The following is a 25,936-nucleotide window of genomic DNA, read 5'->3' on the forward strand; positions in this document are numbered from 1 at the left end:
TCGTTACTCGTTTAGACATAAAAATGCCCCCTTCAGAGTAGTAGAGAATTTTTATTATTTCTCTGTCTACTTTGAAGGGAGCATATCAAAGGCGGACCTGCTTTTTTGAGTGGATTTTTATGAACTACCGCTTTTTCTTCTCGTTTCAGCAAGCACATCAGAGTACACCATCAGTGACTCAAGTGTCAGTGGTCTGCTAAAGAAATAGCCTTGTATAATAGAGCAGTTCTGTGAAACCAGAAACTCCATTTCTTCCTGTGTTTCCACTCCTTCGGCGATGATATCAATTTCCATTTCCTGCGCCATTCTGAATAGGTTTTTGGCAATGATCTGATTTTTAGTGGTTTTCTGCACGTCCTGAATGAGACTGCGATCGACTTTTAATGTATTAATATCAAACATTTGAAGGTACGAAAGAGATGAATACCCTGTCCCGAAATCATCAAGTGAAAAACGGATGCCCTCGTTCTGAAGCTCACTCATCACACTTTTTACTTTCACAGGATTCATAATAATGGACGTTTCCGTCAGCTCAAATTCAATCAGTGATGGAGGTAAATCAAATTCTTTGATCTGCCGAAGAGTCTGTTCAACAAAATCGCTTTTCAGCAGACGGTTTGGTGACACATTAATAGACACCGGAAGCAGAGGATGTGATGACTTGCGCCACGTGTCAAGGTCCTTGCACACCTCTCTGAAAACCCACCTGTCAATTGATGAAATCATGCCGTGCTTTTCCGCTAAAGGAATAAAAGTAGATGGTCTGATCAAACCTGCATCGGGATGATTCCACCTGATCAGTGCTTCTGCGCCGGTAATGGTCCTCGTCTGTGCATTCACTTTCGGCTGATACAGGATAAAAAACTGCTCACGTTCAATGGCAAATCGAAGATCGTGTGCAATCTGATCCATTTCTTTTTCTTCCTGCTCTATGGATTCATTGAAGATCATCCAGTCGTTACGTCCGCTCATTTTAACCCGGTGAAGAGCGAGGTCAGCATATTTGATCAATGTATGGGGCTGTTTGGCGTGCAGGTCATATACGCTCGCTCCGATTGAAACGGTTAAATACAGCTCTTCTTCCTCGACCATGACTGGTGACTCCATTTCATCTAAAAGGTCAGCGGCGAAATGGTCAATGTGATCGTCTAATCCGATGTTGGTAACTGCAATCAGGAACTCGTCCCCACTTACACGGGCACAAAATCCTTTATCCCCGACAAAACGGACAAGCCGGCTCGCAAAAGAGGCAAGAACCTGGTCCCCGACAGAATGACTGTATAAGTCATTAATTGATTTGAATTGATCAATGTCAAGGTAAAAAACCCATAAAGAAGGCTGTCCATCAAACATTGAGAAGGATTTAATCACCTTTCCGAGTCGCTTTGTGAATTGTTTGCGATTCATCAGACCTGTTAAATAATCATGATTTTCGAAGTGGTGAATGCTTTCTTCAAGCTTCTTTCGTTCGGTGATATCCATGATAAAACCGTCTACCCGCGTGAGTTCTCCCTTTTGATTCAGATAGGGAATCGCCTGATGTTCGATCCACCGCAGCTGTTTATCCCTGTAAATCAGGCGATATTCAACTTTTACCGCCTCTCCTTTACGAAGAAGCTCCTGATAGTCATCAATAATATGTACATCTTCAGGATGAAGCAGCGACCGCCAAAGCTTCGGGTCCTTATCAAATTCAGCAGCCGTGGCACCGGTAATGTTTTCAATAGATTTAGATAAATATGTAAATTTGTAATTTTTCATATCAAGAGACCAGATCCCAACGTCCAGTCTTTCATGAATGGACTTGGCAATTCGTCCTTCTTCGGCTAATTCTGTGAGCTGAGTGCGTAGTTCTTTGACTACTTCTTCGTCTACCATCATATTTCCAATGATGATCATTCCTTTAACTTCCTCATTTTTGATAATGGGAAGGCATTTAACGAACATCGGAACGGCTGACCCGTTTTGATGAATGACATTTAAGTTGATGTTCAATGGTTGTCCATGCTGGAGAGCGGTTAAAAAAATATCATCTGCCAAACCAGGCAAATGCATAGAGAGATAGTTTGTTGCTTTCGTACCGATCATATCATGCTGCTCATATCCAAGAAGAGTGACCGTGTTTCCTTTTAGATCAACAATATCCCCCGAAATATTGATGGTCGCGATCAGCCCGGGATAATGTGAAAAAGCAGATTCAAGAATCTCAACCGGACGTTTATCGATCAGGAGATCATCATCCGTCAGAGAGCTTGATAATGAAAATGTTCGGCTGTGTCTCATGGGCTAACTCTCCTTAAAGTGGAATCCAACATAAATCTATTATAACGAATTGTTTGAATATTACATACATTTTTCCGGATTTATATTAAAAATAGTGAGTCCGAATGAGACATGAGATGTCAGAATGTTTTAACCGTAATTTGCGTTTAAAAAATATTTTTTTGTTACGTAAAACTAAAAATATGGATTGAAGATAATTATTGGCACAATAGCTTTTTGGAGAGTATTTTGAATCATTAGAACTATTTATCTTGAAAATAAATTAGTTTTAAATACCCACCGTGGGATTGTGAACAATTCTTGACATCAGGTGACAATTGAAGGAATAATGGAAAAAGATCGAATTTTCATTCTTTTTTTGAATGAAAATGATAACGCTTACAAGATGGGAGGGGTGAAATGTCGACCGTTATTTTATTTGGATTGATCACCATTATTTCAGTGGCAGCAGCATTAAAGCTGAAAAAGAAAAGACTTTTGTTAACCCCTATTCTGGCAATCGGTGTGTTCGTCCTTGTTAAGATTATTCAGGTTCCGATGCCATTTTGGGACACCGTTACATTTATTTTTGATCTCAGAGGTTAATCTGCACGAACAAAGGGGATGAAGTGCATGAGGAAAATTGATAAGAAGGTTGCAGACAGCTATTTCAAAACCAGAACCACGCTTATTATGATTTATCTCGCGATCGGTTTTGTTGTGTCATATGGCTGCGTGCTTTTTGCAGAGCCATTATCGAACATCACGTTTAACGGATTTCCGCTCCACTATTATATGGGGGCACAGGGGGCTGTTCTGACATTCATTATTTTACTGTTTGTTAATGCGGTTGTCAGTGACAGGGTAGATCGGAAATACGGTATTGATGAAGCGCGAAATGAATCGATCGGATCGGGGAAAACGGTCGACCACTAATAACGGCAGCGTTCAGTCAAACAAAGGGGGAAGATCATGGATACTCAGTTTCTCGTATCACTGGCATTTATCTTGGGGACGTTTGGGTTATACATAGGAATTGCCATTTATAATCAGGCAAAAGCAACATCTGATTTCTATGTCGCAGGCCGAGGGGTACCACCGATTTACAACGGTATGGCTATCGGAGCGGATTGGATGAGTGCAGCTTCATTCATTGGTATGGCCGGAACCGTCATGATTATGGGATATGACGGACTTGGTTATATTATGGGTTGGACAGGAGGGTATTTACTTTTAACCTTCCTGATGGCTCCGCAGCTTCGTAAATATGGACGCTATACGGTACCTGAATTCATCGGTGACCGTTATGGAAGCAGTACGGCACGACTAATCGCGGCAGGTGCCACGATTATTATCAGTTTTACGTACTCAATTGGACAGATGTCCGGTTCAGGAGTAGTCATCGGGCGTTTGCTTGAAGTGGATTACCGGATCGGTACCATCATTGGTGCCTGTTTGATCGCCTTTTATGCGGCACTTGGCGGGATGAAGGGGATTACCTGGACACAGGTTGCCCAGTATATCGTGCTGATCGTTGCTTATCTCGTTCCGGTTATTTTTATGTCACTTCAGTTAACGAATAACCCGGCTCCATGGCTGTCATACGGTACAGTCATTGAAGAAATGAGGGCGCTCGACCGGGAGTTTGGTATATCTGAATACGTTGTGCCGTTTACTGAAGGAACGAAGTGGCAGTTCCTTGCACTGATGTTTACGCTGATGGCAGGAACAGCAGGTCTTCCGCACGTAATTGTCCGTTTCTACACGGTATCTACAATGAAGGCAGCACGATGGAGTGGGGCTTGGGCGCTGTTGTTTATCGGACTGCTTTACTTATCAGCACCTGCTTATGCGGCATTTTCAAGATTCATTCTAATGTCTCAGGTAGCCGGATCACCTATTGATCAGCTGCCGGCTTGGACAACATCATGGGTGGATACCGGGATGCTTCAGGTGGCAGATACCGATGGTGACGGTATTTTACAATGGCAGGAGCTTCAGATTGCCAATGATATCGTCGTGATGGCAACACCTGAAATTGCCAACCTTGGCGTCTTTGTTATTGGTTTAATGGCTGCCGGTGCGATGGCTGCAGCACTTTCAACAGCCGGCGGACTGATGATCGCCATCTCTGCCGCACTTTCACATGACATTTACTTCCGCTCTATCAATCCAAATGCATCAGACAAAAAACGTCTGGCGGTTGGACGATGGTCGATTGTGATTGCGTCACTCGCAGCCGGCTTAATTGCGTTAAATCCACCTGGTGCGATTACACAGATTGTTGCCTGGGCCTTTGCGCTGGCTTCAGGATCCTTCTTCCCGGCACTTCTTCTTGGTGTCTGGTGGAAGCGATCTAACGCACAGGGCGTCATCGCGGGTATGCTCGTCGGTTTATCCGTGACGCTTGGCTATATCTTTGCAGCTAAATATGGAGGCTTTACAATCCTTGGTATTATTGATACCGGAGCCGGTGTCTTTGGTGCAACAGCCGCTATTTTGGCTAATGTGATAGTGTCACTGGCTACAAAGCCGCCGTCTAAAAAGATTCAGGAGGAGGTTATTGACCTTCGTTATCCTGAGCAGATGACCTACCGTGATGGAGAGGTGTGGATTGATGACGGAAACGACGTACCGCCGTCCAGATAATCGTGAATCGATTCGTTCGTTTATAAGAAAAACTCCGTTATTTCAAAACAGATCTGAAAAAGCTTTCCATGAATTGTATGCCTCTTGTCAGGAGCGGCAATATGATCAGGGTGTTTTAATAGCGGATACAAAGAAAAAGAGAGAAGGAATTCTGCTCATTACGTCAGGGCTTGCTGAAGTATATGCAGCCGGATTCCGCAATGAAAGAGAAGTGCTTGAGCTTGCAGGTCCGGGTGAAATTGTAGGACTTGCAAGTATCAGTTCGATGCTTGCGCCTTCAGATGAAGAGATCAACACTGTTGAAATCATGGCGCTTGAAACAACCATGGGATTATTCATCCCATACTCTGTACTGAAGGTCCTGTGGGGGGAACCGGAAGTACAGGCATATTTTCTGGAAAAAGCTATTTTCCGTTTAAGAGACGTCTATCAGTCATTAACTGAGCAGCTACAGCAGGCTGGCTGGATGGAGCAGCAAAAGCAGGTATTCCAGCGGGTGCAGGACATGATGTCCTCCCCGCTGCTTACCGTTTCAAAGGACAGTACCATCAAGGAAGCTATATCTTTTATGGCGGATCATCATCTGAGTGCTGCGGTCTATCTTGATCAGCAACAGCCGTATCTTGTCTCGATGAGAGAGATAATGGGAGCGATTGCAGAAAACAGACAGCTTTCAGAACCACTCCAATCAATCAGCCGTGAAGCAGTGATCATTCATAGAAATGCTTATTATTATGATGCCCTTGCTGCTTTTCAGCGTGAAGGTGAACTTCGCCATATTGTAGTCGTAAATCAAAACAGTCAGCCTGTTGGTATGCTGACGTTATCAGATGTCTTAAAGCAGAAGCACCGTTCGATTCAGGCTTTGATGAAAGAGATCAATCGACTGGATGAAGCGACTCTTTCTTCAACATCAGCTGATTTGCGAACAATGGCTGCGCAATTGATTGAGGAACGTGAAACGATCAGGATGCTATCAGCAACTGTCACTCCCTTATTCGATCAGCTGACACGTAAAATCATCAGTGAGACACTGCTTGAGCTTGGGGAACCCCCGTGTAAATTTGCCTTTTATCAAATGGGCAGTGCGGGGAGAGGGGAACAGTTTAACATGACAGATCAGGATCATTTTCTCGTCTTTGAAAGAAATGGATTAATAGAGGAAAAGTATTTTAAGGATTTTGGAGAAAAGATCGTTCAACTGCTTGAGGCAGCCGGATTCAAAAGGTGTGATGGGAATATGATGGCCTCGAATGAATTCTGGAGAGGTTCGATTAGCGACTGGGAGCAAAAAATCAGGAGGTGGGCGCTTAGATCAACACCTCAGAATATTCTATATGCCTATAATTTCTTTGCCATGAGATGGCTGGCTGGAGATGCTGAAATTCACCATGCATTTTTGGAAGGACTGCAAAAAGAGATGGACCATTCCGGTGTTCTTTTAAGGCAGATGGCGGAGGAGATAAAACGAATGCCGATTCCTTCACTCGATCATCGTATACGCAGTCTGATTTTGCGGGAAGGAAAGGTCATTGATCTGAAAAAGCAGGTGCTGTTTCCTTTTCATCATGCATTGCAGATCTATTCTGTTAGAGCGGGTGTGCTGGAAGGTTCAACAGCTGACCGGATCGGGAAACTGACTGAAATGGGTAAGATCACAGAAGACGAAGAGCTGAAAGAAAGTCTTGATTTTATTCTATTGTTAAATCTACTGAAAAAACATCACGAAGGCACCTCAGTCATTATTCCGGATCAGATTACTTCACGTGAAAAAGCATTGTTAACAAGATCTTTACATGTTCTGAGACAATTCCAGCAGGCTGCGGTCAGGGAAATGGGTGTGTGAAAGGAGCGGGATCGATGGCGATTTGGGACAAAAAATTTAATGACCGGATTAACCAGGACATTCCCCTTTCTACAAAGCTCAGCGAATTGAATCTGCTTGTAGTAGACACGGAAACGACTGGCTTCGCTGTCGGGAAAGAGGACCGGCTGATTGAAATTGGCGCTGTTCCTATTACCGGATTGAAGGTGCAGGAACATGAGACCTACCAGACTTATGTTGACCCTATGCGGGATATTCCTGAAAATATTACGGCCCTCACCTCCATCAGCCAAAGTGATGTCAAACAGGCTCCGCAGGCACTTGAAGCAATAGAATCTCTTTTTTTACAGGAGAGGACTCAACTTCTTCACGGCTTAGTCGGACATTACCTGTCATTTGATATGCAGGTTTTTAAACACGAGCTGCGAAGATCCGGTTTTAAATTTCAGGAGCCACCATACGTTGACACGCTTGATTTACTCAGCTTCCTCGTACCAACCTGGGAAATGAAGGATCTGGCTTATTACGCTTCCGTTTTTCAAACGAGAATCTATGACCGGCACAGTGCATTGGGGGATGCGCTGACAACAGCATATTTATTCTGTGAATTGTGCGAACGGGTAATGGAGCGTGGAATCACCACGTGGGGTGAGTTACTTCAATTAAAATCATCACGGGTACTATAAGCTGAAAGATGCATTTTTCATTTAGTGTGCTGGAAATGGTTTGGATGTTTTCGCTATTTGGGAATAGTAAGGTGGGCGAAACAATTGCTCATTTCCAAAAAGAGAGAGGTTCATGTACGATGTCACTTAACAGCATCTTAACTGAGTTTAAGCAATTGAAAAGTGAATCCATGCCAGTCGACATGCTTGATGAAAAATACGCCGAGTTAATGATTGAAATGGAACAGACTTATAAAATACCTGACGTCATTACAGACGAATGGGAACAAAAAAATAAACCCGTTAGCACTTTGTATCGATTGATTGCCAGCAGCCGTTTGATGGATACGTAAAACAACCCCTGTCTCAATAGAGAAGGGGTTGTTTTTTTGTGTGTGAAGTGAAGAAGGGATTCGTTCGCAGAATTTCGGTAAAGGTTCGTAAGATTAATCGCTATGTTCACAAAATTAATGATCAGGTTCACAAGATATTGAGTCAAGTTCGTAAAATGTAAGCTGACCTTCATAAAATAGTGACAAATCACCCATTACATTCAACGAGTCCCCAGTGATCAACCAATACTGATTTAACGCGGGAAATACTTTTACTAAAACCTGTTAAATTCCGCGTCAAACTGAGGTCTGATCAGGATAGTGTGTTCTAAAATTTTTTGAGACAGGAAATACAAATAGTGCCGATTCATTCCGTAGACTCTTGTGGTGAGATCTGATATTTGGTGAGTCTGGACTTTATTGTTTTTAAATTCTATAGAAAGAAGAGATTCTAGTCTTATCCTCAGGCCGGAGCGCATCCGCAGACTCCTGTGGCGGAAAGAGTCAGGTGAAACTGTTGCGCGACACACAACAGTCTGATTGCGCGGCTTCATTCCCATTTCTCCTCCGCGAAAATTAAGATGAGAATTTATTACTAAGGGCTGGATCCATCCTTCGCTTTCCGTGACCGGGAGGTGAACCACCACGTGCTACGCACGCTGGTGTTTCACCTGTCCCTTCCTGTCACAGGAGTCGAAGGATGGATCCAGCCCGGTTTATTAAGTAAAAATCTTACTTCAACACATCACCAAGTGTACTGTAATAGTCAGCAATAACCCGAAGTCCCTGATCGAAGTTTTCCAAATGGAAATGCTCATTTGGCGCATGGAAATTCTCGCCCGGCAACCCAAACCCCATCAGAACAATCGGCTTCTGCAAAATCTGATCAAACGTCGCAACGATCGGAATAGACCCGCCTCCGCGAACGTATTGCGTCGGTACACCATAAACACGCTCATAAGACTGACCTGCTGCCTGAATAGCAGGGTGATCGTAAGGCGTCACATAAGGCACACCTTTATCAAACGGTGTTACTTTCACCGTCACACCAGCTGGCGTATGCGCTTCAACGTGTTTAGTGAGCAGCTCCACGATTTCATCCGGATCCTGATGAGGAACGAGACGGCAGGTGATTTTAGCGTGGGCCTCGTTTGGTAGAACGGTTTTAATGCCTTCTCCTTCAAAGCCACCCCACATACCGTTGATTTCAAGTGTTGGACGCGTCCACATACGCTCAAGTGTAGAGTAACCTTCTTCACCAAACAGCTCGTTTACCTCGAGTTCTTTCATTAGTGCTTGATCTGAGAAGTTCAATGCTTCGTATTCTTTCTTTTCCTCGTCAGTCAGCGGCTCTACTTTATCGTAAAAGCGGTCTACCTGGATTACGCCGTTTTCATCACGGAAGGAGTCTAGCAGTTTAACCAGTGCGTGAAGGGCGTTCTGAACTGCGCCTCCGTACAAACCGGAGTGCAGGTCGCCTTTTGCGCCTTTGACATCAATCTGGATGCCCGCAAGCCCGCGAAGACCGTAACAGATCGCCGGCTGTCCTTTTTCCTGCATACCTGTATCAGAAATGACAATCACATCAGAAGAAAGCAACTCCTGATTTTTTTCAACAAAGTCAGGAAGATTCACGCTGCCGATTTCTTCTTCCCCTTCTATTAAAAACTTGATATTAACAGGAAGAGAGCCGTTCTCTTTCAGTAATGCCTCTACTGCCTTTACGTGCATAAAGGATTGACCTTTATCATCTGTTGCCCCGCGTGCATAAATCTTATTATCACGGATGGAAGGCTGGAAAGGCTCTGTTTCCCACAGATGCAGCGGATCTACCGGCTGAACATCGTAATGGCCGTAAACAAGAACCGTTGGTGCATTCTCTGCATGAAGCCAGTCTGCGTAGACGACGGGATGACCGGCTGTTGGAATCAGCTGAACATTTTCAAGGCCGGTTTTTTTCAGGTTGTCAGCGATCCATTCTGCGCCTTTCAGTGTGTCTTGTTTGTGTTCTGATAATGAGCTGACACTTGGAATAGAAAGCCACTCTGTTAATTCAGCTAAGTGACGTTCGCGGTTTTCTTTAAAATACTGATCATATGTAGTCATTAAACATCCTCCTAAAAGTATTGACATGCCCGGTTCCGTTTGTTATGCTTATCGTTGATCGTTTTACGGGACGGTTGTAAGTAGCGGCAACGCCAGCCGCAATAATTAAATATAAGGTCTGGAGTTTCAAGGCCTGAATGAAGCAGCTCAACACGAGTATGCTTAAGCAGTTAGTATCGTTTGACACCGATTTAAGCATTTACCCTCTATTTTCGGGTACGTTGCCCGAAGTCTGCACTTGATCTACGCATCAAATGACTGTTCACTTCTATGGTTCTATCTCACCGAACCCTTTCAGACCAAAAATTCCAGTACACTTTAATGAATGGAGTATCCATTTTAAAGTAGTATCTGATTCACACTGGCGCGGTCTCGGAGCCGCAAGGACGAAAGAGAGGTTAGGGCTTTCGTTGTTTTAGGTATTATGTAATACCGTCCCGTAAGGCAGATCACCAATCCTCTTAACTTTACTCCGATTATCCTCAAATATCAATTTACCCACCTTAAAAAGATTGTTTTTTCAGACGATGATAGTGGAAATCTGAAACGGATTAGTATACGCTAGTTTTAAACATTTTACATACTGTTTATTATCAGGAGGAATATCGTTGGAATTTATAGCCATAGCTGTCTTGCTTTTCGTCTCGTTCTTTTTATCCGGAAGTGAAACGGCACTTACTGCTGTTAACAAAATGAAGGTAAAAACCCGTGCAGAACAAGGAGACCGGGCTGCTGAAAAACTGTTACAACAAGTATCAAAGCCGGATCAGATGATTACAACGATTCTGATCGGGAACAACATTGCGAACATTTTACTCCCGACGCTTGTCACGATCATTGCAATTAATTATGACATTGAAGTGGCACTTGCAACCGGAGTATTAACGGTGACGCTCATTATCTTTGCTGAAGTATTGCCAAAAACAATCGCAGCAACTTTTGCTGACCGGATTGCTTATATTGTAGGGCCGGTTATCCGACTTCTAATGAAGTTACTTCGTCCAGTCACATGGCTCCTTTCACGTTTCACGAATATCGTGATCCGTATTTTATCCAAAGGAGATATAAAAGAAGCGACGATTACGAAGGAAGAGCTCAGAACAATGGTTGATATTGCTTCAACAGAAGGTACATTTTTAGGGGATGAATCTCTCCGGATTAAAGGTGTGCTCGACTTTCAGCATAAAGATGTCGGTGACGCGATGAAGACACCTCGTGTAGATATCATCGGAATGCCGCTTGAAACGACTTATGAGGAAGCGCGTGATTATGTCATTGATAATCCCTATACGCGTTATCCTGTCTATAAAGAAAATATGGATAACATTGTCGGTGTTTTCCACTCCAAGCAGGTCATCGAATGGTCACTTGAACCGGATCGTCCATTTTCAGATTTTATGGATGATGATCCGCTATTCACAGTGGAATCAACATCCATTGAGCGTATCTTTAAACGGATGCTTCAGGCTAAAAAGCATTTTGCGATCGTTCTCGATGAATACGGCGGGACACTCGGAATCATTACCCATGAAGACATCATTGAAGCAATGATCGGCCAGGAAATTGCCGATGAGAATGATGATGAAGAAGAAGTATGGATTGATGAGCTGACGGAGAGAACGATTATTTGTCATGGTAAACTGAACATCCATCGTTTAAATGAAGTGTTTAAGACGAAAATTCCGGAAGAACAGGACGTTCTTGCAGGCTTCGTGCTGAAGGAAGTTGGTCATCTGCCTGAAGAAGGCGATGAATTCGATTACCAGCATTTACGCTTTACTGTCCTTGAAATGGAAAAGAATAAAATTACAAAGGTCCGCATTGAAAAGCGCATGATTGATGGCGTGAAGGATGACGAGGACATTCAGTAAATAAAGCGCGGGGCATGTGGTTTCAGACCATATGCTCCTTTTTTATGTGTTGATGAGATAATGGATATACAAAAAAGTGTCAGAATTTTTAGCGATCTTGAAACCCTTTCGAATTGCTAAACGTATAGAAGGAAAAATAATGTTTGTGGAGGGATGGGGATGAAGAAGCGAAGAAATTTTGATGCTGATTCGATGATGAAGTATTTATTGACTGCAGGGCTTCTTATGATTATCATGGCATTTTTTATACCGGGATTTGTCGTTATCTTGATTCAGGATTTATTGTTTTTTTCTGCTGATCATTGGTCGTTTATCAGACCAATGGATGCGTTTTTAGCATTCGGTGCAGGAATGGTCATAATCGGTCTTACGCTGATATCGTTTTTATTTACAAAGCTTTATGCGGAAAAGAAGCGTAGAGCGTATAAATTAACAGGGGTACATATCTTACTTATTATTTTGACGCTGCCGTTGTTCGTATTTTCAGTTTATCATTATGCCTATTTAAATGAGGACGGGGCACAGGCAAACTCTTTCTGGACGCTCAGTGAAGAAAGCATTGCCTGGGAGGAGGTAGAGGAAGTTACGCGTATTGTGGATGAGGAGTCGCTCAGGGTCTATTCCTATACATTTTCTTCTGATGCCGGGGAAGTAACGATTCCCTATGATCCTACAGACAGAGAAACGGTTCGTGCAATCGGCTTTGTGGTAGATTCTTACGGCTGGGAACTGAATGATGTATTCGGGACAGAAGAAGATGTTCCATTTTAAATAGAATCGTATAGACTATAGGAATTGGAACGCAATTTTCTGAAAATCCAAACTTTATGTGTTGACGAATACCAAGCATTGTTATAGGATTAACGTATTAAAGTGAATAAGCTCTTATCGAGAGTGGTGGAGGGATATGGCCCTGTGAAGCCCGGCAACCGCTGACTATGTCAGAAAGGTGCTACATCCATCAGGCGAAAGCTGCCTGAAAGATAAGACAGAAGTGTTGCGAGTATCTTCTTCTGTCTCAGAAGAAGTTTTTTTGTACCCAAAATCACGTGCGACCGTTTTTAAAGGAGAGTGGAAAAGATGAAATATGGATTTTGGCTTCCGATTTTCGGAGGATGGCTGCGTAATGTTGAAGATGAGAATATGCCGCCAACCTTTGATTATGCAAAAAAGGTCATTCAGTCCGCTGAAAACTGGGGATATGATACGACTCTGATTGCTGAATTATACTTAAATGATATCAAGGGACCTGAGCGCGATTCCATTGAGGCGTGGTCCACTGCAGCTGCTCTTGCAGCCGTAACAGAAAAAATTGAGATCATGACGGCAATCCGTCCCGGCTTTCATAATCCAGCTGTGGCGGCTAAAATGGCCTCTAACATTGATCATATCTCCAACGGCCGTTTTACACTGAATGTTGTGTCTGCCTGGTGGGCGGAGGAAGCGAAGCAGTACGGCGGTGCTTTCACGGAGCATGATGAGCGCTATGAGCGTACCGATGAATTCCTTCAGATCTTAAAAGGACTCTGGACAGAAGACACATTCAGCTTTAAAGGGAAATTCTATGACATTGAAAATACAAAGCTTGAGCCTAAACCGGTTCAGCGTCCTAATCCGATTTTATATGCAGGCGGCGAGAGCCCGCGTGGTAAGCAATCGATTGTTGAGCACTGTGACTCATATGTGATGCACGGTGGTACGCTTGAAGAAATCGAAACGAAGATTGCCGATATGAAGACGCGTCGCGCCGCAGCCGGAAAAGATCCGTTCGGTTCGTTTGGCATGGCGGCGTTTATCATTTGCCGTGATACGGAGGAAGAAGTTCAGGCTGAGCTTGAGCGCATCACAGACGTGAAAGATGTAAGCGGATATGCGGGCTATAATGATTTCGTCAGCAAGTCGCAGCTTGAGCAGCAGGTAAAGCTGATGGATTATTCGGTTTCCAACCGCGGATTGCGTCCGAATTTAATCGGGACACCTGAGCAGATCGCTGACCGTATTGTTGCCTATGAAAATGCAGGTCTTGACCTGTTACTGCTTCAATTCTCTCCGCAGCTTGAAGAGATGGAGCGTTTCTCAAAGAAGGTTATGCCACTGGTTGAAGAAAAGCGTAAACTGCTAAAGCAGGTTAATGCGTAACAACTTGAAGGAGTGACAGCATGAGTAAAGTATATGTATTACATGAAAATGATGAGTGGACGGTTCATTTAACGAAGCGTCTTGAAGAATTAGAGGTTCCCTATGAAGTCTGGCATTTAGACCAGGGGATTGTGGATTTAACAGAAGAGCCGCCTGAAGGTGTATTCTACAGCAGAATGAGTGCCTCATCGCATACGCGCGGACACCGTTTCGCACCTGAATTGACTGAATCGGTTCTTGCCTGGCTTGAGCAGCATGGCCGTCGCGTGTTGAACGGATCACGCGCACTGCGTCTTGAAGTAAGTAAGGTCAATCAATATACAGCTCTACAATCACACGGAATTACAACACCAAAAACGATCGCGGCAGTGGGGAAAGAACAGATTATCCAGGCTGCAGAAAAGCTGGGGAAATCTTCATTTATTACGAAACACAACCGCGCCGGCAAAGGTCTTGGTGTTCAGCTGTTTCATTCTATTGAGGGTTTGAAGGAATATGTGAATGGTGATGAATTTGAGCTTCCGGTAGATGGCATTACGTTGATTCAGGAGTATATTGAAGCGCCTGAGCCTTATATCACACGCTGTGAGTTTGTTGGCGGGAAATTTATCTACGCTGTCAGAGTGGACACGTCAGAAGGCTTTGAGCTTTGTCCGGCTGATGCTTGTCAGATTGGTGATTTATTCTGTCCAGTCGGAGAAGAAGTCGAAGAAAAACCTAAGTTTCAGGTTGTGGAGAATTTTGAGGATCCACTAATCCTGCAGCTTGAAACGTTCCTTGAGAAAAACGACATTGCCGTTGCGGGCATTGAGTTTATCAAGGATAAGAATGGACAAATTTATGTATATGATATCAACACAAATACGAATTACAATGCTGATGCTGAGGCGAAGCATGGTAAGTTCGGTATGCTTGAGCTTGCTAATCATCTGAAACAGGAGCTTACGAAGGTTGCTCCGGTTGTAAATGCATAATGAGCTTGCCCCTGTCCTTTTGGATGGGGGTTTTCTTATGGCGAGTGACTGCGACCGTGATTGTGTAGTCCAAATGTCACTGAACTGACGAATTCCGTGAGAAGCTGACAAACTTGTGGTGTGAGCTCACGAATTGCGGTGGTAAGCTGACGAACTCGATGTGTAACCTCACGAACTCGGCGTCCAACCTCACGAACTTCCAGTACAACCCCCACAATGGTCAAAAGCGCTCTATGCGCAGAAGAGAATATGATGGTAGCCCTTCAGATTATTTCGCGCAAGCAATTTAACATTAAATCAATTTTTTTTGATTTAATAATTGACACTCGATGCGCAAAAGGATATTCTTGATATATCAAATAAATTTGATTAAAGGAGTTGTTCATCATGACAACAACCGAACTGTTACCAACATCGGAGACTTTCAAATTATATGAGAAAAAATTCAAAGCTTTATCTGATCACAAACGCCTCGAAATAATGCATTTAATACAAAAGTATCGATCATTATGTGTATGTGATCTGGCTGAACACATTGAAATGCCGCAATCTAAATTGTCTTATCATTTGAAGCAGCTGCTGGATGCGGGCTTCTTGAATGTTGAGAAGAAGGGAACATGGAACTATTATTCCATCCGCGATGAAGGGGTCAATGAAGTTTTATCGCCGGCATTATGCTGTTTGTTCCGAAATGAAGATTCAGCGTGTTAGCCTCTCTGAACGGGAGGCTCCTCATTTCGTTTATATATCAAAAAAATTTGATTTAAGGGGGTATATGGTTGTGTTTGAAACATTCTTATGGATTGCTCTTGAGTTGACTGTCTTATTTGTTATTCTTTCGTTTTTATTATCCATTTTGCAAAGCTGGATTCCGTATGACAGGGTGGAGAATTATTTAAGAACCCGATCAAAATGGAAGGCGGGGGGATTGGCGCTCATCTTCGCATTTATTACACCATTCTGTTCCTGTTCGACGATCCCGGTTGTCATCAACATGCTGAAAAACCGTGTTCCATTTGGTTTGACGATGGTATTTTTGTTTTCCTCTCCACTGCTTGATCCGACGATTCTTACTGTCATGGGCGTCATTCTTGGATGGAAGGTGACTATCCTGTATACAACAGTCACGGCAGTATTTTCTGTCATCCTTGGTTTTGCACTCGAGAAATTCGGCTTCGAAAAATATGTAAAACCTGTGATTCTTGAGGGGTTCAGTCCGAATGAAAAGGCGGGATGGAACTTCAAGGGTGCACTCGTGGAAACAGGAAAAATGATGAAATCAGTATTTCCATTTTTATTGATCGGTGCTGCCATTGGGGCAGGGATACAGGGTCTGGTTCCAGCTGAATGGATTGCAACTCATTTTGGACATGGAGCATGGTGGCTGATTCCGGCTGCGGCGGTGCTCGGAATCCCGCTTTATATTCGTCTTTCCAGCATGATCCCAATCTCACAGGTTCTCCTGGTAAAGGGAATGGCACTTGGGCCCATTATGGCATTGTTGATCAGTTCTGCCGGTGCAAGTCTGCCGGAGGTTGTCATGCTGAAATCAATTTTCCGCATACAGCTGGTGGCTGTCTTTGTCTTATCTGTATTATCAATGGCTTCTTTTTCAGGGTTTATTTTCTTTCTGATTTGAATAGGCGCACAGCTTGATAAGGAGGTGAACATACATGCTGAAAAAACTGCTTTCGTTATTTAAATCAGAGAAAAAACAAACGTGTTGCGAAGTGAAAATCGTTGAAGTGAAAAAGTAAAAATACAAATGCTTATCTCATTTACAAAATCTCAAACTCCGTAACACATCCGTAAACGATTTTGAGGATTATTTTGCGGATTAGCCGGGTATAAATTGCTAATGAACGGGGTCATGATAGTGATGAGGTGAGACAACATGTTCAAAAAATGGTTGTTAAAAAAGAAAAAAGAACAGACTAAATCATCCAGCAAGTTGAAGGTGCTGGAGATGAGAGAAATAAAGGTCAATTAATATAAAAAAGACGTCCGCAAATGATATGAGGACGTCTTTTTTATATTAATGTGTATTGCTTGTGATCACGATTCCTCTGCCGTCCGGCGTATCCTGGACATCGAGTGTGATATTTTCGGCTACGAAAAGAATCTGGGGATCGATGGCGACTTTGATGCTGTTGATTTCCCAGACAATATCGTTTTCCTCAGGTGGATCAATCCCGAGGCCGAGGTCAGGGGTTCCATCTCCCTGTCCTGCAAAATAAATACGTACATTGTCGTTATCGTATCGGTCGAATAATTCGAGCAGCGCATGTTTGGCTGTATCGGTAATCACCATGTATATTCACTCCTTTTTTTATTCATTTTCATAAGGAGGCGGTTCACACCTTCTTCACCATCATAATCCTGCACGAATGATCCGTAAAGGTCAAATGCTTTGCAGTTTTTTATTTACCTGTTTCGGCAAATGTCTTGATACGTTCACCGATTTCATCGCGTACGCGCTGGAAGAATGCCCATTTTTCCTCTTCAGTTCCTTCTGCTTTAGCAGGATCATCAAAACCCCAGTGTTCACGCTTTACATGAGGTGGTGTAACCGGGCAGTGGTCAGCCGCGTGGCCGCACAACGTAACAACTAAGTCTGCGTTATTCAGAATATCAGGATCAATTGTATCTGAAGTCTGATTTGAAATATCAATATCGGCTTCTTTCATCGCTTTTACAGCGTTAGGGTTTAATCCGTGTGCTTCAAGACCCGCACTTAAAACAGTCCATTCATCACTTAGATATTTTTTCCCCCAGCCTTCAGCCATCTGGCTTCTGCAGGAGTTTCCAGTACAAAGAAAATATAGTGTTTTTTTAGACATATCAATCTCTCCCTATATAAAAGTTTTTTACAGAATAATCATTAACCACAAATATAGACCGAACAACGTGATGAAAAGCGTTGGGATCGTCAGGATAATACCGACTTTAAAGTAGTATCCCCAACTGATCGTAAATCCTTTTTTGCTTAACACGTGCAGCCATAATAGAGTGGCAAGTGAACCGATCGGGGTAATCTTTGGTCCAAGGTCTGACCCGATCACGTTCGCATAAATAAGTGCTTCACGGATGGCTCCGGTTGTAGCAGTTTCCTGAATGGCCAGTGCATCAATCATAACGGTTGGCATGTTATTCATGATGGATGACAGGAAAGCGGCGATAAAGCCCATTCCCATTGTGGCTGCCAGCAGTCCGTGATCCGCAGTTGCATCCAGCACATCAGCAAGCAGGGTAGTCAGGCCGGCATTTCGAAGACCATACACAACGACATACATCCCGATAGAGAAAAATACGATTGCCCATGGTGCATCCTTTACAACGGTTTTTGTATGAACGGCCGGACTTTTCCGGGCAATCAGTAAGAAAATAATGGCGATAATACCCGCAATAATTGAAACAGGAACTTCCGTAAACTCGCTGGCAAAATAGCCGACCAGAAGAACCGCAAGTACAACCCATGAAAGACGGAACATTTTAGGGTCCTTCAATGCTTCATGCGGCTGTCTCAGTTGGCTCAAGTCATAGTTTTCCGGAATGCTTTTACGGAAAAACAGCCAAAGCACGAGTAAACTCGCACCGATACTGAAGAAGTTCGGAATAATCATGCGGCTTGCATATTCAGCAAAACCAATGCCAAACACGTCTGCTGATACGATATTCACCAGGTTACTGACGATCAGTGGCAGAGAAGCCGTATCTGCAATAAAGCCGCTGGCCATAATAAAAGGAAGGATCATAGCCTCTTTAAAATTCAGATTTCGGACCATGGCAAGGACGATTGGTGTTAAAATTAATGCCGCTCCGTCATTCGCGAAAAACGCAGCAACAACAGCTCCCAGCAGCGTAACGTAGACAAACATCTTAATCCCGCTGCCTTTGGCGAAACGGGCCATATGCAGAGCGGACCACTCGAAAAATCCAATCTCATCTAAAATTAGTGAGATGATAATGAGTGCAACAAATGTTAAGGTGGCATTCCATACGATGGATGTTACATCTACAACATCCTGCATGGAAACGACCCCAACAAGCAAGGCAATAATGGCTCCGCCACAGGCAGACCATCCGATGCCGAGTCCCTTAGGCTGCCAGATGACCAGTGTCAGGGTGATCAAAAATATAAGAATTGCCAAAAAAATATCCATGACTGATTGTTCTCCTTTGATTTAGTTACAGGAAACGCGTTTCCCTTTCTGTATCAGCTCTTCTAAATGATGATCCTGATCAGGAAGCTGCTTTAAAATGCTTTGAATCATTGAATATCCGTCAAACTTTTCGTTCAGTGAGTAAACGATCCATTGCCCGCGACGTTGCTCTTTAATCATGCCGATATCCTTCATTTTTCGGACATGTTGACTGACGGATGGCTGACTCATCTGAAAAATTTCAACAAATTCACACACACAGCAGTCATGATCTGCAAGAATACGAAGCATGGTAAGACGCGTCTTGTCACCCATCAGTTTTAAAACAGCGGAAGCTTTTTCAATTGATACCGCATCCTGTGCAAGCATACTCATCACCTCAATCCTTTATTCATTGTTTCCGATGATTAGTATATAGGCATATGCTTATATACGCAACCGTAAAAACTGATCTTTTACAATAAATTAATGATCGCAAGTTTGTAAGGATCAATGATGATTGTGTCATCCGGGCGGACAATCCGTTTCTTTTTTTAATTGAATGTGCGATAGTAATACCAATGATAGACAGGAAAGGGAGATGACAGATGGAAGGTTTTCCGCTTTTTAGTACGTCCCTTGTCGTAAGTGTAATTGCGATTGCCTTGATTGTGACAGGCATCATGTATATAACAACAAAAGCAAAGAAGTAACAGGAGGAACACAAAGTGAATCAGACAATTGGTTTTATCGGGTGCGGAAAAATGGCTCAGGCAATGATTGGTGGAATGATCAGATCCAAGACTGTATCCGCAACGGACATTCTTGCGAGCGCCCGCACGATCGACACGCGAACGAGAGTGTCAGATTTATTTGGCATAGGGGTAACGGCTTCTAATACAGAGGTTGCAGAAAGAGCGGACTTGCTGTTTTTAGGGATTGCACCTAACCTTCATAAAGCCGTTTTGACAGAAGTGAAGGAAAGCCTGAAGGATGATGCGATGATTATTACCATTGCAGCAGGATTAACAACGGAGGATATTGTTTCATTCGCAGGCCGCCCGCTAAAAGTAATCCGTACGATGCCAAACACGCCGTCTCTTGCAGGTGAAGGGATGACGGCGATCAGTGTGAACAGTCTGGTGGAAGAAAGTGATCTGAAGCAGGTACAGGATTTGTTTCATTCTTTTGGTAAAACAGAAGTGATTTCAGAAGAGCTGATGGATTCGATTCCTGCAATCAGCGGTTCATCTCCGGCCTATGTATATATGATGATTGAAGCAATGGCAGATGGAGGAGTACGTCAGGGGTTGAAGCGCGATCAGGCTTACCGATTGGCGGCACAGGCCGTACTTGGTGCTGCTAAAATGGTTCTGGAAACAGGGAAACATCCGGGCGAGCTGAAAGATCAGGTAACATCCCCAGGTGGAGCAACGGTTGCGGCTGTTGAAGCACTTGAAAGAGGCCGATTCAGAGGAGCTGTACTTGAAGCGATGGAAAGCTGTACGGCGAGAGTGATTGAGCTGGGAGAAAATAAGTGAGGTTTTTTATCAGGTATGCTAATAGGCATGCCTTTTTTTCTTTGGTTTATACTCTATTTGGGCAGAAAGTGACCGATAATATAAGTATAAATCAAATAATTGAGAATGTACTGATAACTTTATGCTAAAATACATGAATAAAGAACTGCATTAGTGGTGTCCGGGAGTGAATGAGATGGTCGAATCAGAGTACAGGCTCGCTTTAATATTATCACTGTTTTTCGTTATTGCTCTATTTCTGCTGTCTTATCAGCATTTTAAGGTAAGAGGTGGGCGTGCTTTTGGTATTATGACAATTCTGATTTCCATCTTATCAGTTACTTCAATTGCTGAACTATTGGCAAGCGACCTAACTCATAAGCTCTTCTGGAGAAATATACAGCAAATTCCACTTTACTTTGTTCCGATTACACTATTTTATATTATGTCGGCATTTCTGAAGCGGGACGCTAAAAAAACAATCAGGCTCGTAACGTTATTTTCTATGATTGCTTTGGTTTACGTTCTGCTGATTTTAACGGATCCTGTCCACCAGTTGATGAGACACGATGTGTACCTGGTTGAAACTGGAGAACTGATGAGGGTGGGAGTAGATGCCACTGAGCTGAACAGATTATTCTCATCCGGTTTGACGCTCCTGACCTTCTATTTAGCTTTAACGATGCTTTTCAAATCACTTCAGGCAAGAAGATCGACAAAGGTCCAGCACTGGCTGATATTTACCGCAATCGTTCTGCCTTTGATTCATGGGATTGGCACCATATTTCTGGATGCTTTTGATAATACCCCATATGCAGTCTCTTTTTCAGGTGGTGCCCTTGCTTTATTTTATGGGCTTTTCCGATACAGGCTGATGGAAATATGGCCGGCTGCCAGTCATCTGCTTTATGAGCACTTGAATGATGGCATATTAGTAACGGACGGAAATGGTGAAATTATTCAAGTGAATCAGCGGATGAAAAGATATCTTACTCCTTTTGTATCAGATATGAAGCAGGCTTCTTCAGGTGATGACATTTTAAAATACTTCAGCCGAGATGTTACGCTGAACCGGATGATGGAGGCTGGAGAACGGGCTTCGGAACAAATTGAGTCAGATGATCACCACCATCTGACAGTGGAAAAGCTTCCGATCATTGAGCGGAATGAAAAGCTCGGATACCTTTGGATTGTCAAAGATATTACGGATCAGTTTTTGAAGGAAGAGTTTTTATGGAAAAAAGCAACGGAGGATTCACTGACCGGTCTTTATAACCGTCAGTTCTTTTTTGAGCAGGTGGAAGAAAAAATCGCATCAGCTGAATCAGAACAATATTGCCTTCTGCTGCTGGATATTGATTTTTTCAAAAAGGTAAATGATCAATATGGTCATTTTACGGGTGATCGTGTTCTTGAGGGTTTTGCAAAATTGATGAAGGCGTCATCTGAGACAGCCGGTTTTGTAGGACGGATCGGGGGAGAGGAGTTTGCTGTTTTTATTCCGGATGCTACTGATTCAGCGGCGGGCCGGATTGGGGATCATATTATGAAAGAAATGCGGGAGAATCCGTTTGAGGATGAAAAGGGCCGGATTTTTTATTGTACGGTAAGTATTGGCGGAGTGGTCACGAATTCGATTTCTAATATTGATCAGTTGTACCAGCTGTGTGACCGGAATTTGTATGAGTCGAAGCATAATGGGCGTGACCGGATGACGCTGGAATTTAAGGAAGCGAAGAAGGTAGTGGATAAGAAAGCATAACATTTAGAAAACCGGGGCGGAACCATCCTCCGCTTGAGGTCGCGGGAAATGTTCAAACACATAAAAACATGCCTGGATTCGATATGAATCCAGGCATGTTTTTTTATGCGTTTACTTTTTCGCTCCACTCTTCCACGTTCCATGTGGTGGTTGCCCAGTCTTCGTAGAAGTCGGGCTCGTGGCAGACGAGGACGATGGTTCCTTTATAGGCTTTCATCGCTTTTTTTAATTCTTCTTTTGCTGTGATGTCGAGGTGGTTGGTAGGCTCGTCAAATAGCAGCCAGTTGCTTTCGTGCATCATCAGCTTGCACAGGCGGACTTTCGCCTGCTCACCACCGCTCAGCTGGTTCATCGGGCGGGAGATGTGTTCGTTTTTCAGTCCGCAGCGTGCGAGTGCAGCGCGTACCTGATGCTGATCCATACCCGGGAATTCGGTCCAGACGTCTTCGATCGGCGTAATGTTTTTTGCTTTCATTTCCTGTTCAAAATAAGAAGGGAAAAGGAAGTCACCATGGACAACTTTCCCGCCAAGCGGCTCAAGTTTACCCATGATCGTTTTCAGCAGTGTTGATTTTCCGACACCGTTACATCCGACTACCGCAATTTTCTCTCCGCGCTCAATCGTGACATTCAGCTTTGGCAGAAGAGGCTGGTCGTAGCCGATCTCCAGATTTTCAGCCTCGATTACATAGCGGCTGCTTCCGCGGGATTCTTTAAATTCAAACGTTGGCTTTACGGCTGTTTCAGGGCGATCAATCCGTTCGATGCGATCAAGCTGCTTCTGACGGCTTTTCGCACGTCCTGTTGTGGAATAGCGTGCTTTATTTTTCGCAATAAACTCTTCCTGTTTCTTAATAAAATCCTGCTGTTTTTCATAAGCCTGCAGGTGCTGATTTTTATGCAGTTCCGCAAGTTCTACAAATTTTTCATAAGTGGCAGTGTAGCGGTTCATTTTAGCAAATTCCAGATGCAGAATGATGTCCGTTACATCGTTCATGAAGTTTGTATCGTGCGAAATTAAAATAAACGCGTGTGGATAGTCCTTCAGATACATCGATAACCAGCGGATATGCTCAACATCAAGGTAGTTTGTCGGCTCATCGAGTAAGAGCACCTTCGGCTTTTCAAGTAAAAGCTTAGCCAGAAGCACCTTCGTACGCTGTCCGCCGCTTAGTGCTGATACGTCGCGGTCAAGTCCGATGGCATCGAGACCAAGTCCGCGCGCAACCTCTTCGATTTTAATATCCAGCGTATAAAAATCTCCTGCATCCAGTGCGTCCTGGATTTCCGCCATATCCTCAAGCAGCGTCTCGAGCTCTTCCGGTGTGGCATCAGCCATTTTACCTGTAATTTCATTCAGTTCTTCCTCTTTTTTAAATAAAGGAAGATAGGCATCGCGGAGTGTATCCCTCATCGTACGTCCGGATTCAAGCTTCGTGTGCTGATCCAGATAACCGTAATGTGTACCCGGAAGCCATTCCACTTTACCTTCATCATGAATCAGCTCTCCAGTTAAAATATTCATCAGCGTTGATTTTCCAACGCCGTTTGCACCGACCAGTCCAATATGTTCACCAGCTAAAAGCCGAAACGACACGTCTTTAAAAAGCGTACGGTCACCAAATGAATGACCAAGCTTACTTACTGTTAATAAACTCATGTAGTGTTCAATCCTCCGAAAGTTAATCTCACTCCATCATAAAGGATGGGAGCGATTCTAGCTAGGAGAAAAAATATTCGGAGACAGAAAAGTTGTGTATGCAACTACTTGTCTTTATAATGAAAAGCAGTGCTAAAATGAAAAGAGTGTGTAATGATGGCAGAAAAACTTTACAATACAGCCGGCCGCTGGCTTTCGACGGTGCACCGGTACAGCTATATTTTTTTGAGCAAAACGTTTCATGATTACGGGATTAATCAGGGGCAAATAAAATTTCTGATGATGTTATTTGAGAAAGAGGGGCTGACGCAGGAAGCGATGGCCCGTGAATTTACCATTGATAAAGCAACGGTTGCCCGTGCGATTCAAAAGCTTGAGACTGAAGGATATGTCAGACGCGAACCACATGAATCAGATAGAAGGTCAAATCGCGTATATTTGACAGAAAAGGCGAAGTCCCTTGAATCGACGGTAAAAAAAGAGCTGGATCACTGGACTGAAACCTTATCAAAAGGGTTCAGTGAACAGGAGCAATTACTGGCGATTGATTTACTAAAACGAATGGCTGAAAACGCTATTGAGCGTGTAGAGCGGATGGAAGGAGGAAAAGAACATGAGACAGCAAAGTGCAAGACTCGGAACTGAGAAAATCTCTTCATTGATGGTCAGGTTCTCGATTCCGGCTTTTATCGGAATGTTTGTCATGGCATTTTACAATATTGCTGATACCTTTTTTATTGCAAGAGGTGTTGGGACTCCCGGAGTCGCAGCGCTGTCCATTGCTTTTCCACTTCAGCTGATTATTACCGCTTTTGCTGCAGCAATCGGGATTGGCGGTTCATCCATTATTTCGAGAAGGCTAGGGGAGAACAGGCTGGGTGAGGCGAATAAAATCTTTGGCAATGTGATCTGGCTGGTCGGTTTTCTGAGTGTGCTCATGGTTGTGGCAGCTCTTGTGTTTCTCGAGCCAATTCTAATTGCGTTTGGTGCAACGTCTGAGATTCTTCCTTATGCTTCTGAGTACATGTCGATCATTCTTTACGGGGCAGTTTTTCAGGCATTTATGATGGCGATGAATAATGTAGTCCGTTCAGAAGGTAATGCAAAGATGGCCATGCTGACCATGATTATTTCGGCAGGCCTCAATATTATTCTCGATCCGATTTTTATCTTTGCACTTGATATGGGCATGGCTGGTGCTGCGATTGCAACGGTTATTTCTCAGGCAGTCGGTGCAGTCTGGATTTATCTGTACTTCCGTGCAGGAAAAAGCTCTCTTGATTTTAGGGGTGTCGGTCTGCTTCCGGACTGGAGAATCGTAAAAGAAATTGGTCAGATCGGGTCTGCCACATTTGTCAGGCAGACTGCGGGAAGCCTGATGTTTATCGCGGTGAACTGGATGCTCGTCATATACGGCGGTGAATCAGCGGTTGCAATCTTTGGGATTATTAACCGGATTATGATGTTTGCCATTATGCCGATGTTTGGCATTGTTCAGGGGATGCAGCCGATTATTGGCTTTAACTACGGAGCTAAGCTGTATCACCGCGTCAGTGATACGCTAAAGCTCGGGATTGCTGTATCAACCGTCCTTGCTATTATGGTATGGGTTGTCACGATGCTGTTTCCGGGTGTTCTGATGAGTGTATTCTCAACAGACCCTGAAGTGATCAGAGGCGGGGAGGAAGCAATGCGATTTATCTTCCTGATTGTGCCGATTATCGGCTTCCAGATGGTGACGGGCGGATTGTATCAGGCGCTTGGTAAAGCTAAAATATCATTTATCCTTTCAATGGCGAGACAGCTGATTTTCCTGATCCCGCTTGTGCTGATTCTGCCAACCTTTTTCGGTTTAATGGGCGTATGGATTGCGTTTCCGATTGCGGATCTGCTCGCATTCATGTTGTCCATGTATTTCGTGATGCGCGACCGGAAAGAGTTATTTCAAAAGACGCCGGGTTCAGTAAAAATGAGGGAAGCCGGTGTGAATGGATAATCTTTAAAGATAAGAAAAAGCTGACCACAATGG

The 25,936-nt window shown here is 43.7% G+C and carries 23 protein-coding genes and 1 riboswitch; of the genes, 16 read left to right on the plus strand and 7 right to left on the minus strand.

What is annotated here, in order from left to right; genetic code table 11:
- Window positions 1–117 precede the first annotated feature (117 nt).
- A complete protein-coding gene (locus tag E2491_RS14790; RefSeq protein WP_134376401.1) occupies window positions 118–2,283 on the minus strand; it encodes an EAL domain-containing protein in 2,166 nt (721 codons plus the stop codon).
- Window positions 2,284–2,682: 399 nt separating this feature from the next.
- Between E2491_RS14790 and E2491_RS14795 the strand changes: the two genes are divergently transcribed.
- The 6 genes from E2491_RS14795 to E2491_RS14820 all read left to right on the plus strand — a co-directional run bounded on the left by E2491_RS14795 (window position 2,683) and on the right by E2491_RS14820 (window position 7,754).
- Complete coding sequence (locus E2491_RS14795) at window positions 2,683–2,868, plus strand: hypothetical protein (protein WP_134376402.1); 186 nt, start codon at window positions 2,683–2,685, stop codon at window positions 2,866–2,868.
- 27 nt (window positions 2,869–2,895) lie between these two features.
- A complete protein-coding gene (locus E2491_RS14800; RefSeq protein WP_134376403.1) occupies window positions 2,896–3,198 on the plus strand; it encodes a DUF4212 domain-containing protein in 303 nt (100 codons plus the stop codon).
- A gap of 36 nt (window positions 3,199–3,234) precedes the next feature.
- Window positions 3,235–4,911, plus strand: a complete 1,677-nt coding sequence (locus E2491_RS14805; protein ID WP_134376404.1) for a sodium:solute symporter family protein — start codon at window positions 3,235–3,237, stop codon at window positions 4,909–4,911.
- Window positions 4,880–6,757 (plus strand): DUF294 nucleotidyltransferase-like domain-containing protein, encoded by a 1,878-nt coding sequence (locus E2491_RS14810; protein WP_134376405.1) that lies wholly within the window; start codon window positions 4,880–4,882, stop codon window positions 6,755–6,757. The genes E2491_RS14805 and E2491_RS14810 overlap by 32 nt, the downstream gene beginning before the upstream one ends.
- A 14-nt stretch (window positions 6,758–6,771) precedes the next feature.
- Window positions 6,772–7,422 carry a 3'-5' exonuclease gene (locus tag E2491_RS14815; protein WP_134376406.1) on the plus strand — a complete coding sequence of 217 codons (651 nt, stop codon included), beginning with the start codon at window positions 6,772–6,774 and terminating at the stop codon, window positions 7,420–7,422.
- Between the two features lie 119 nt (window positions 7,423–7,541).
- Entirely contained in the window at window positions 7,542–7,754 is a 213-nt protein-coding gene (locus tag E2491_RS14820) for a hypothetical protein (RefSeq protein WP_134376407.1), read from the plus strand.
- Window positions 7,755–8,465: 711 nt separating this feature from the next.
- Here E2491_RS14820 and E2491_RS14825 read toward each other — a convergent pair.
- Window positions 8,466–9,839: a dipeptidase gene (locus E2491_RS14825; RefSeq protein ID WP_134376408.1), complete on the minus strand. Its 1,374-nt coding sequence runs from the start codon at window positions 9,837–9,839 to the stop codon at window positions 8,466–8,468.
- Between the two features lie 608 nt (window positions 9,840–10,447).
- Here E2491_RS14825 and E2491_RS14830 point away from each other — a divergent pair.
- The 6 genes from E2491_RS14830 to E2491_RS14855 all read left to right on the plus strand — a co-directional run bounded on the left by E2491_RS14830 (window position 10,448) and on the right by E2491_RS14855 (window position 16,462).
- Entirely contained in the window at window positions 10,448–11,710 is a 1,263-nt protein-coding gene (locus E2491_RS14830) for a hemolysin family protein (RefSeq protein ID WP_134376409.1), read from the plus strand.
- Between the two features lie 159 nt (window positions 11,711–11,869).
- Window positions 11,870–12,481 carry a hypothetical protein gene (locus E2491_RS14835; protein ID WP_134376410.1) on the plus strand — a complete coding sequence of 204 codons (612 nt, stop codon included), beginning with the start codon at window positions 11,870–11,872 and terminating at the stop codon, window positions 12,479–12,481.
- Window positions 12,482–12,592: 111 nt separating this feature from the next.
- A riboswitch (SAM riboswitch) is annotated at window positions 12,593–12,700 on the plus strand.
- A gap of 90 nt (window positions 12,701–12,790) precedes the next feature.
- Window positions 12,791–13,849: an LLM class flavin-dependent oxidoreductase gene (locus E2491_RS14840; RefSeq protein ID WP_134376411.1), complete on the plus strand. Its 1,059-nt coding sequence runs from the start codon at window positions 12,791–12,793 to the stop codon at window positions 13,847–13,849.
- Between the two features lie 20 nt (window positions 13,850–13,869).
- Window positions 13,870–14,823, plus strand: a complete 954-nt coding sequence (locus tag E2491_RS14845; RefSeq protein ID WP_134376412.1) for an ATP-grasp domain-containing protein — start codon at window positions 13,870–13,872, stop codon at window positions 14,821–14,823.
- 387 nt (window positions 14,824–15,210) lie between these two features.
- Window positions 15,211–15,534: an ArsR/SmtB family transcription factor gene (locus E2491_RS14850; RefSeq protein WP_134376413.1), complete on the plus strand. Its 324-nt coding sequence runs from the start codon at window positions 15,211–15,213 to the stop codon at window positions 15,532–15,534.
- A 64-nt stretch (window positions 15,535–15,598) separates the two neighbouring features.
- On the plus strand, window positions 15,599–16,462 hold the full coding sequence (locus E2491_RS14855; RefSeq protein ID WP_134376414.1) for a permease: 864 nt from the start codon (window positions 15,599–15,601) through the stop codon (window positions 16,460–16,462).
- 396 nt (window positions 16,463–16,858) lie between these two features.
- Here E2491_RS14855 and E2491_RS14860 read toward each other — a convergent pair whose 3' ends face one another.
- From E2491_RS14860 to E2491_RS14875, 4 genes are all read right to left on the minus strand, one after another.
- A complete protein-coding gene (locus E2491_RS14860) occupies window positions 16,859–17,134 on the minus strand; it encodes an iron-sulfur cluster assembly accessory protein (RefSeq protein WP_134376415.1) in 276 nt (91 codons plus the stop codon).
- Window positions 17,135–17,243: 109 nt separating this feature from the next.
- Window positions 17,244–17,663: an arsenate reductase (thioredoxin) gene (gene arsC / locus E2491_RS14865; RefSeq protein WP_134376416.1), complete on the minus strand. Its 420-nt coding sequence runs from the start codon at window positions 17,661–17,663 to the stop codon at window positions 17,244–17,246.
- 27 nt (window positions 17,664–17,690) lie between these two features.
- Entirely contained in the window at window positions 17,691–18,986 is a 1,296-nt protein-coding gene (locus tag E2491_RS14870; RefSeq protein ID WP_134376417.1) for an arsenic transporter, read from the minus strand.
- Window positions 18,987–19,007: 21 nt separating this feature from the next.
- Complete coding sequence (locus E2491_RS14875; RefSeq protein WP_244093977.1) at window positions 19,008–19,361, minus strand: ArsR/SmtB family transcription factor; 354 nt, start codon at window positions 19,359–19,361, stop codon at window positions 19,008–19,010.
- A gap of 332 nt (window positions 19,362–19,693) precedes the next feature.
- On the opposite strand from E2491_RS14875, the gene proC reads away from it, so the two are divergent.
- Window positions 19,694–20,506 carry a pyrroline-5-carboxylate reductase gene (gene proC, locus E2491_RS14880; RefSeq protein WP_134376418.1) on the plus strand — a complete coding sequence of 271 codons (813 nt, stop codon included), beginning with the start codon at window positions 19,694–19,696 and terminating at the stop codon, window positions 20,504–20,506.
- Between the two features lie 175 nt (window positions 20,507–20,681).
- On the plus strand, window positions 20,682–22,247 hold the full coding sequence (locus tag E2491_RS14885) for a GGDEF domain-containing protein (protein WP_134376419.1): 1,566 nt from the start codon (window positions 20,682–20,684) through the stop codon (window positions 22,245–22,247).
- A gap of 103 nt (window positions 22,248–22,350) precedes the next feature.
- Here the strand turns inward: E2491_RS14885 and E2491_RS14890 are convergent, their stop codons facing one another.
- A complete protein-coding gene (locus tag E2491_RS14890; protein WP_134376420.1) occupies window positions 22,351–23,907 on the minus strand; it encodes an ABC-F family ATP-binding cassette domain-containing protein in 1,557 nt (518 codons plus the stop codon).
- Between the two features lie 153 nt (window positions 23,908–24,060).
- On the opposite strand from E2491_RS14890, the gene E2491_RS14895 reads away from it, so the two are divergent.
- Window positions 24,061–24,552 (plus strand): MarR family winged helix-turn-helix transcriptional regulator, encoded by a 492-nt coding sequence (locus E2491_RS14895; protein ID WP_134376421.1) that lies wholly within the window; start codon window positions 24,061–24,063, stop codon window positions 24,550–24,552.
- On the plus strand, window positions 24,521–25,903 hold the full coding sequence (locus E2491_RS14900) for an MATE family efflux transporter (protein ID WP_134376422.1): 1,383 nt from the start codon (window positions 24,521–24,523) through the stop codon (window positions 25,901–25,903). Before E2491_RS14895 ends, E2491_RS14900 begins: the two co-directional genes overlap by 32 nt.
- Window positions 25,904–25,936: the final 33 nt, after the last annotated feature.

Source organism: Jeotgalibacillus sp. R-1-5s-1 (assembly GCF_004405105.1).
GTDB lineage: Bacteria > Bacillota > Bacilli > Bacillales > Jeotgalibacillaceae > Jeotgalibacillus.